7 protein-coding genes and 2 pseudogenes are annotated in these 8076 nt (G+C 42.7%); 3 read left to right on the forward strand and 6 right to left on the reverse strand.

Going from position 1 to position 8076, the window contains the following annotated elements:
• The 3 genes and pseudogenes from O9290_RS12780 to O9290_RS12790 all read right to left on the reverse strand — a co-directional run.
• The coding region (locus O9290_RS12780; RefSeq protein WP_288087126.1) for an NB-ARC domain-containing protein at positions 1–306 on the reverse strand (306 nt) is incomplete at its 3' end.
• A gap of 60 nt (positions 307–366) precedes the next feature.
• Positions 367–672, reverse strand: a pseudogene (locus O9290_RS28505) (hypothetical protein); the annotation flags it as partial.
• Between the two features lie 113 nt (positions 673–785).
• Positions 786–923 (reverse strand): hypothetical protein, encoded by a 138-nt coding sequence (locus O9290_RS12790; RefSeq protein ID WP_288054696.1) that lies wholly within the window; start codon positions 921–923, stop codon positions 786–788.
• Positions 924–1280: 357 nt separating this feature from the next.
• On the opposite strand from O9290_RS12790, the gene O9290_RS12795 reads away from it, so the two are divergent.
• The gene (locus O9290_RS12795; protein ID WP_002738818.1) at positions 1281–1625 is read left to right on the forward strand and encodes a hypothetical protein; all 345 of its coding nucleotides are present in this window, start codon (positions 1281–1283) and stop codon (positions 1623–1625) included.
• 318 nt (positions 1626–1943) lie between these two features.
• Here the strand turns inward: O9290_RS12795 and O9290_RS12800 are convergent, their stop codons facing one another.
• The 3 genes from O9290_RS12800 to O9290_RS12810 all read right to left on the reverse strand — a co-directional run bounded on the left by O9290_RS12800 (position 1944) and on the right by O9290_RS12810 (position 6268).
• Positions 1944–2951: a DnaJ C-terminal domain-containing protein gene (locus tag O9290_RS12800; RefSeq protein ID WP_002759924.1), complete on the reverse strand. Its 1008-nt coding sequence runs from the start codon at positions 2949–2951 to the stop codon at positions 1944–1946.
• A gap of 211 nt (positions 2952–3162) precedes the next feature.
• Entirely contained in the window at positions 3163–3813 is a 651-nt protein-coding gene (locus O9290_RS12805) for a TVP38/TMEM64 family protein (RefSeq protein ID WP_002759925.1), read from the reverse strand.
• Between the two features lie 79 nt (positions 3814–3892).
• On the reverse strand, positions 3893–6268 hold the full coding sequence (locus tag O9290_RS12810) for a glycogen debranching protein (RefSeq protein ID WP_288054698.1): 2376 nt from the start codon (positions 6266–6268) through the stop codon (positions 3893–3895).
• Between the two features lie 363 nt (positions 6269–6631).
• Here O9290_RS12810 and O9290_RS12815 point away from each other — a divergent pair, with 363 nt between their 5' ends.
• Entirely contained in the window at positions 6632–7417 is a 786-nt protein-coding gene (locus O9290_RS12815; protein ID WP_288054700.1) for a chitinase, read from the forward strand.
• A 197-nt stretch (positions 7418–7614) separates the two neighbouring features.
• Positions 7615–8076: pseudogene (locus tag O9290_RS12820) on the forward strand (lipase family protein); the annotation flags it as partial.

An 8076-nucleotide genomic window follows, 5' to 3' on the forward strand; every position in this document is an offset into this window, starting at 1 on the left:
TTGCCAACAATAACGAATTTTTACGTCTAATTCTCCCTCATCCGGTAAAGTTAATTTGAGATGTACCCGCGCAAAATCTAAAATAGAAGTACCGATAAAACCGCCGTCACTTTCTGCCACATTTAACCAACATATACCCCCAGGATAGGTTTTTTCCTGCCATTGTTGCCAGCCAAACTGTCTGGCTAGTTCGGTTTTACCTATGCCTCCCATTCCCGTTAAGGTAGATATAGCAAGCTTTTGGGATTGTTGTAATTGCTTTTTTAAGTCAACTAATTCCTTATCTCTACCAACAAATTTAGGGATATTACTATTAGATAAATTGTGAGGATGTTGTTTAACCTGTTCCTTAGCAGGCGGCTGCAGTCAGAAATTACCACCAATGAATGTATTACCTTGAAAAACATTCTTTATGGAATTAGCTAATTTTTGATTATTGATAACGCTGGCTTGTTGGGATTGAGATTTAAGGGTATTATTAACCAATTCTTTAAGGGAAGGTTCGGCTTCTACAATGTCAACCAACTCGGTTATAATTTGGCTTAATTCGGGACTGGTTTTAGCAACAGATTCAACCTCTAGAATTGCCTGTCCATAATCTAAAGGCTGTTCGGGTGCTTTTTCAATTGCGGTGACAGTATCCGGAGAAACTTGTTTCAGGGAAGTGAGAAATTGGCTCTTCTGGTTTCTGTGTGGAAACGGGGTCTATACTGATAGTTTCTTCAGCAAAATACTCCTAAAAGTCTTTCCCAGTAAATATTTCACGATTCTATAAGCAAAAATTATCACACAAAGTCGAGAAGAGCCAGAAATTTTTCTGTTTGTTGCCAAACTTTCTCTCCCACTTTTTCACCGGTTTTCTCTAACGCTTTAGTGGCAATAATCGAACCAACTGCGATCGCTGCTCCTGTAAGAGGGTCCATAGATAAAATAGGGGTGATGAGGGTTGAGTTTATTATATTATTGGGTTTTGATTTTTTGCCACAATATAGGGATTTTAGAGATTGCTTCAGTGGTAAATTCCCGTACTGCTAAAGTAAACTTGTGGTTAAGGTATCATTCATGATTCAGTCCTCATTTTAGCTTTCATAATTTTATTCTCCCTTATTTTTCTCGATCAGTCACAGTCCATGACACAATCACAGCAATCACAGTCAAGACGGCATGGGAGAGGAAATATCCGTGTTATTGTAAAAACGGGGATAGATGGGGGGGTTGGTCTTGCAAAATCGGCAAATAGGGATAAAATCAAAACAAGTTAATTTTTTCCCTACCATATCATGTTAACCCCATCGGATAGTAAATTATCTAAGCAGCAGCAGATTCTCTCGGCTGTTTCCGAAGAGGAACAGCTTAAACAGCAACGGATTCAGGAAGTGCTATTGTTAATAGATAGTTTATTCCAAAGAGAGGAAACGACTTTTAGAATTATCATCGACTGTCTTTACGATGTGGGTTCGTTAAATTTAATTAATAAAAAGTTTCATAGTCGTCACTTAAATTTTATCATGAAAGCGATCGCTCGTTTTTCTAAGCCTATCTTCAGAATTTATGCTCTCTATTGGGTGAAGAAAAATAGCCCCAAATTAATCACTAATTGGTTGGCTAGTAAGGTTAAATTCTAGCCAAGGATAAACTCCAGAGACAGTAAACAGTGATCAGCTTCTCAAGGCAAGAGGCAACAGTAAAGGGATTGGGGGAGATTCAGCTAATCTAAGGATAGTAACCGGCTACTTAGTTGATGATAGGTGGTGCGTTACGACGGATTGTTACCTTCAATTCAAAGCAGCAATTTTTGCCGTCTAACGCACCCTACGTTTTACTACTTAGTTGATGATAGGTGGTGCGTTACGACGGATTGTTACCTTCAATTCAAAGCAGCAATTTTTGCCGTCTAACGCACCCTACCTTTTGCTTCGTACCTCACTATTAAGATCTAGGGACTAAATTTGCACCTGTCTGAGATGACGACGGGGATCGGTGGTACGCTGAGATTTAATTTTCTCGTATAATTCCCGTTCGATCGCGGTTAATTCTTTGGGAGTATCGATGACAATTTTGACTAATTGATCGCCGCGTTGTCCTTTATTGTCGATCCAACCTTTGCCGCGTAAGCGCAGGGATTGACCGGAACGAATACCGGCGGGAATTTTTACCGTCACCAGGCCATCGGGGGTAGGAACTTCAATTGCTGTGCCTAAAACCGCCTCATCGGGAGTAATCGGGACTTCACAGGTTAAATTATCGCCTTCAAAAGTAAAGAAAGGATGGGGTTCTAATTCCACATCGAGAAATAGATCTCCCCGTTGTTTGCTCAAGGGATCGATTAGTCCTTTACCCCGTACCCGGAGACGATTACCGGTTTTGGTTCCTGGGGGGATTTTGATATCGATCATTTCTCCGGCTAAATTAACCCGTTTTTGTACTCCTCGTAAAGCTTCCCCAAAACTCAGACGCAGTTTAGCGGTGGAGATACCAGAAGTGACGGATTGCGGTGCAGTACGAGCACCGGCAAAGTCGTTAAAATTGCTAAAATCGCCAAATCCTCCCCCCGGAGTCCCGTAGGAATGGGAACGGGGGCGAGTACCGCCGGAGCGCCCCATGCGACCGAGCAGTTCATTGATAAAATCATCAAAGGTGCTGTACTGGCTAAAGTCAAAACCGTCCGAACCAAAGTCAACCCCCGGATTACCACCAGGCCAATTTGATCGCCCGGACTGTTGCCAATATTGTCCAAATTGATCGTATTTTTGGCGTTTTTCGCTATCGGAGAGGACTTCGTAAGCTTCACTAATTTCTTTAAAACGTTCTTCGGCGCTTTTATCGTTAGGATTGCGATCGGGGTGATATTTGACGGCTAATTTGCGAAAAGCTTTTTTAATTTCTTCGGCGCTGGCAGTTTTACCTACTCCCAGAACGGCATAATAATCTTTATAATCTGCGGCAGGCATCGATACGCTATCTCCTTAGCAATGGGGATTCAGTCGGGATATTCCTAATCTAACTTAATTTTATCGTTGTCAGGCTTGAATCAGTGATCAGTGATCGGTGAACAGTAACCAGTAACCGGTGATCAGTGAAAATAAAGTGCCAAAGTTTTCACTTAACACTATCTACTTAAAACTCCAATCTGATAACTGATAACTGATAACTGATCACTGATCACTGAAAGGGAAATTGCCGACGACGACGATACCAAGTTCCCACAGCTACTAACAGAGCAATGAGGGTAAAAGCCACCATTAGGGGCAATATATCGCCTTTTCCTAAAGATTTTAAACCAGCACCCATCATGACAAAGGGTAAAATTCCGGGGACAGTGCCTAATAAAGTACCGATGAAATAATCGCGAAAACGGATAGAAGTTAATCCCGCAACAAAGTTAACGATACCGTAGGGAATAATCGGTAATAGACGGATAGCAAACATATAAAATAGGCCGCCTTGCTGCATTTCTGCATCGATCGCTTGCCATTTTCCCTGAAATTTTTTGGCGGTATATTCCCGGCCAATAGTACGGGTAAAAGCAAAGGCAACTATAGCGGCCACCAAAGCGGCGATCGTTGTCCAAACTGTTCCCATAACTACCCCAAAGATCGCCCCACCACTGAGGTTTAAGGGGGTAGAAGGCAGAATTAAAATTGTCCCGATCGTATAGACAATAATATACAAAATGGGGGCCATAATTCCCATTTGTTTTAACCAGATCTGTAATTGTTGGGAGTCGATACCACCGATTAGATAAACTCCGATCGCCGTGGCGATAATACAAATTACGGTTAGGATAATAACACTACTTTTAGTTTTAGACATTTAACGGCAATTTTGGGCTAAGTGCGGGTTGTAAAACATAAGATGCAGCTGGGGTTTATATTTCCCTATTGCCAAAAATTCAGTTAATCTCCTCGAGAACCACGATCGAAAAACCATTGACTTTATAGCGATCGGCAATTACTGCTCCTTGCTCCACAGACCAACAATTATAATTGGTTTCTGCCCAAGCTGCCGTGTCAATAAGTCTTACCCAACGATAATTATTGCCTGGGGAGGGAAGGCGAAAATCCACTGGCAGATGATACATATTAATTAACACCAAAAAATCGTGATCGCCGACGGCACTACCATCAATTAAAAACCAAATAGAGCGATCATGGGCAGTTAAATCGCTAACCCCATCGGTTTTTTTAAATAAATAGGTGACATCATTACCCGCATCGAGAACCATATCGCCATAGCGGTGCTGTTTAAGGGCTATATGATTCTGTCTTAAGTGAGCAATATAAGCGGCAAAAATAAATAAAGGATTGCGTTCTTCTTGATTAGTTCCCGTGCCAAAATTATTATGATAAGCTTCCCGATAACCGGTGGGCAGTAGATGGGGTGAACGGGTGGCGATCATATCATAATTATTCCAAGTGGCCACACTATCAATATTGTAGGGATTCTTATTACCATTTTGGCTGCGGCCAAATTCATCGCCCCAGACAGTCATGGGAACACCGCGAGATAAAAATTGAATCGTCCAAAAGTTGCGTAATCTTTGGCGACGTAAGGCCTGATTACCGCCAGAATCCCAAGAATCGTTATTATTATTGCCGCCATCGGAAGGACCAAAGGGCCAGGGAGTGAGGTTATTTTTATGGTTATAACTGACCAAATCCATCAGGGTAAAACCATCGTGGGCAACAATAAAACTGATCGATTTTTGTGGTCCGCCTTGGTCGTTAAAATTGTGATAATCTCCGTTCACCTGTTCGATGAATTTAAAAGTATTACCATCTCCCTTTAAAAAACGCCGAATTGCATCGCGATAACGACCATTCCACTCGCCCCAACCCGATGGAAAATTCCCCACCTCGTAACCCCAGATATCCCAAGCTTCGGCGATCATTTCGGCATCATATTTCTTGCCTAATTGCTCGATATTTTCTAACAAAGGATGTTTAGGAAAGAATTGTTTTTGCTTGTGCCAATCTTCTCGTTCATGACTAGAAGGAGTTCGACCGAGGACAGGGGCCAGATCAAAACGAAAACCATCAACTCCCATGGTTTCTAACCAATAGGTGAGGGAATCAAGAACCAGATTACAGGTGACAATATGGGAAAAGTTTAATTGATTTCCGCAGCCAGTGGCCCCATCAACTAGATAATGTTCGTCGCTGAGTTGATAGTATTCCACCACATCAAAACCACCAAAACTAACAAATCCGGTGACATCGTTGCTGCCCCAATTGCCCCCTTCTCCGGTGTGATTATAGACCACATCGAGATAAACTTCCATACCTTGGTCGTGGAAAGCTTTGACCATGGCCTTAAACTCTCTGGTGGGTCCCCCGGGGGAGCGATCATAAGCATAACGGCGATCGGGGGCGAAATAACCAAAGGTCATGTAACCCCAATAGTTACCGCCGGGGCGATCGTCGGGGTTATTATCGTTAGCGGTTTCCTGGACCGGTAAGAGTTCGATCGTGGTAAATCCCAGCGCTTTTAGGTATTTGGCCATATAGCCGGCCCCTGCATAAGTTCCTCTGTACTGGTCGGGAACGTTGGCCACTTCCTCAAAACCTGTAATTCCCTTGAGAATATCTTCTAAACGACTAGCGGAGGGGTGATTGCTTAAACCGCGCACATGGGCCTCGTAAATGATCGCTTTTTCGGCCCCCAGACGGGGACGAATCCCGGTAGAAGTCCCATCCGGCGCGATCACAATGCCTTTGGGCGACCATTTACCCGTATCGTATTGCCGCCGGATCACTCCTTTGTAGTCCCCTTCTCCCGTGGCATACATTCCCGCATTTTCTCCGGCTGCGATCATGGCCAGGGTTTCAAAGTCGTGGGAAAGTTCTCGCGCGTAGGGATCGAAGAGGACTTTATTGGGGTTAAAACGATGGCCAAAATCGTCCACATCTGCCCGAAAACCGGCGTTACTGTGGCCTCTTTGCCATTTTTGATCAAATTGCCAATTGGGACCCCAACAGCGAAAAGCGTAGTAACTGCCGTGGCCAATACCGGCGATTTTTGCCCGCCATATATCATCATTTGGGTTTTTTGTCAACCAGTAATCATACTTAGCGTTTTCTCCCGTCGGGCGCTCGTAGATTTCCAGAAGAATCTGACTGGCATTTTTAGAATAGACGGCAAAGGTGACACTATCGCCCCGATAATGCGCCCCGAGGGGATAAGTGACATCGGCCCAGAGATGGCTATCTAGGGTGGCATAATTACCAGATTGGGGATGATTTTGACCGATCTCACTCTCCGATTTCATAAGTTTAATAAATCTCAGATTATGACCGTCTAAAGTCTAGATTTAGTATACTCTTGAATGTAAATTTTTATGACGAGATTCAACGTTTCTGGGCTTAATTCATTGACTTAGTTACTCAAATGGTTGAGGATGGGGGGGGGCTGACATAGGAATAACTTTTAGCTGCAGAACTTAAGCATCTCATAAAGTTGCTCCTCCCGACAATCCTCTATCTAATTATGAGAATCAGACAAGCTGGAATCCAAAAGGCAAACAAGTCAAGGTTTATACGCAATTTTCTGCCGGTGCAACCCCTGGCGATCAAGACTTTGCTAATTACTATGAAACGACAGAGCCAGGACTCAATACCAGGAAATAAACACCATGAAATTAGAAGACATCATTCAACAAAACCTTGTTAAACCCATTGATTCCTTAGCAGGAGACTCGGAACTTTGCCGAGAAGTTCAGACCCGTTTACAAGTTTTCGGATTACTTCCTGCTAATGGGGTTGATGGTATTTATGGATCCCAAACAAAACAAGCCTTTGAAGAATTCAAACAAAAAATCAAAGAAGGCGAATTGGATACCTTGGGATCATCTTCGGCGAAATTTTTACTAGAACTTAAAGAATTACCAGGGGGTAATAATTTGATCTCCAAAACTCAAGCCGAATTTATCTATGGTAATGTCATTAGCGATGGACAATTAGCAGACCTCAATTCTTGCTTAAATCGCTTTGAAATTAACACTCACCCCCGAATGTGTCATTTCTTAAGCCAAACTGCCCATGAAAGTGGAGGCTTGAAATGGATGAAAGAACTCGGTAGCGGTGAGGAGTATAACGGACGGAAAGACCTGGGAAATATTTATCCAGGAGATGGTCCCAAATATAAGGGAGCAGGCGTTATTCAACTAACGGGACGCAGTAACTATCAAGCTTTTGCGAATTATATTCATGATCCGAAAGTGATGGATGGAGTTGACTATGTTAGTACCACCTATCCTTTTACCAGTGGCGGTTTTTGGTGGCATAACAATAACATGAATGCTCTTTGTGATCGCGGTGCAACGGTGGAAGAAATCACCCGACGAGTCAATGGTGGTCTTAACGGACTAGCTGATCGTCAGGCTTACTACGAAAAAGCGATCAAAGTTTTTCCTGTTTAGCAATGCTTGTCCTACAGGTTTATCCTCAAATAGCTGTTCTGGTGCTAATTTTTACACCTCTAATGATGGGGTAAATTCGGGTCAACTTAATCAAGTTAAAAAGAGCGGTCATCCCTTTTTTGTGAAATTTGTGTTGTGACAATTACCTGGATTTGTCTAAGATACGACAAATCAATTCACAATTGGAGAAAATTTCAATGCCTACTTACGATCAACAACAAACGCTTTTCTGTCTTTCCATGTTCGCTAATATCAGTAATAGCGAGAAAGTTATTTCCGATTTAGCCAATCCTACGGTTCAAGGAAAAATTGGTCAATGGACAATTCTTTGGGGTCCTGTTATTTATTATCATGATCCTAAAAATCAGAACTGGGATAATATTATGTATGTGGCGAAGGGAGAAAATGCCGAAACCAATAACCCTCAATATGTAGTTGCGATCGCTGCTACGAATCCGAAATCAGTTTTTGACTGGTTACAGGAGGATGCTGCTACCCATAACATGGTTTCCTGGTCAACGCAATTCCCCGAACGCGGAAAAATTTCGGAAGGAACAAACACCGGAATTACTATTCTGCAAAACCTGAAAGATACCTCTAACCGCTCCCTGTTAGAATTTTTGACCCAGGAAATTCCCAGCCAATCTGATCAACCTATT

The organism is Microcystis sp. LE19-41.2A (assembly GCF_027530405.1).
Classification (GTDB): Bacteria; Cyanobacteriota; Cyanobacteriia; order Cyanobacteriales; family Microcystaceae; genus Microcystis; species Microcystis aeruginosa.

Coding starts and splice junctions, on each gene's coding strand:
- O9290_RS12810 (WP_288054698.1), bottom strand. CDS start 6,268: ATGAAATCGGAGAGTGAGATCGGTCAAAATCATCCCCAATCTGGTAAT.
- O9290_RS12815 (WP_288054700.1), top strand. CDS start 6,632: ATGAAATTAGAAGACATCATTCAACAAAACCTTGTTAAACCCATTGAT.
- O9290_RS12795 (WP_002738818.1), top strand. CDS start 1,281: ATGTTAACCCCATCGGATAGTAAATTATCTAAGCAGCAGCAGATTCTC.
- O9290_RS12790 (WP_288054696.1), bottom strand. CDS start 923: ATGGACCCTCTTACAGGAGCAGCGATCGCAGTTGGTTCGATTATTGCC.
- O9290_RS12800 (WP_002759924.1), bottom strand. CDS start 2,951: ATGCCTGCCGCAGATTATAAAGATTATTATGCCGTTCTGGGAGTAGGT.
- O9290_RS12805 (WP_002759925.1), bottom strand. CDS start 3,813: ATGTCTAAAACTAAAAGTAGTGTTATTATCCTAACCGTAATTTGTATT.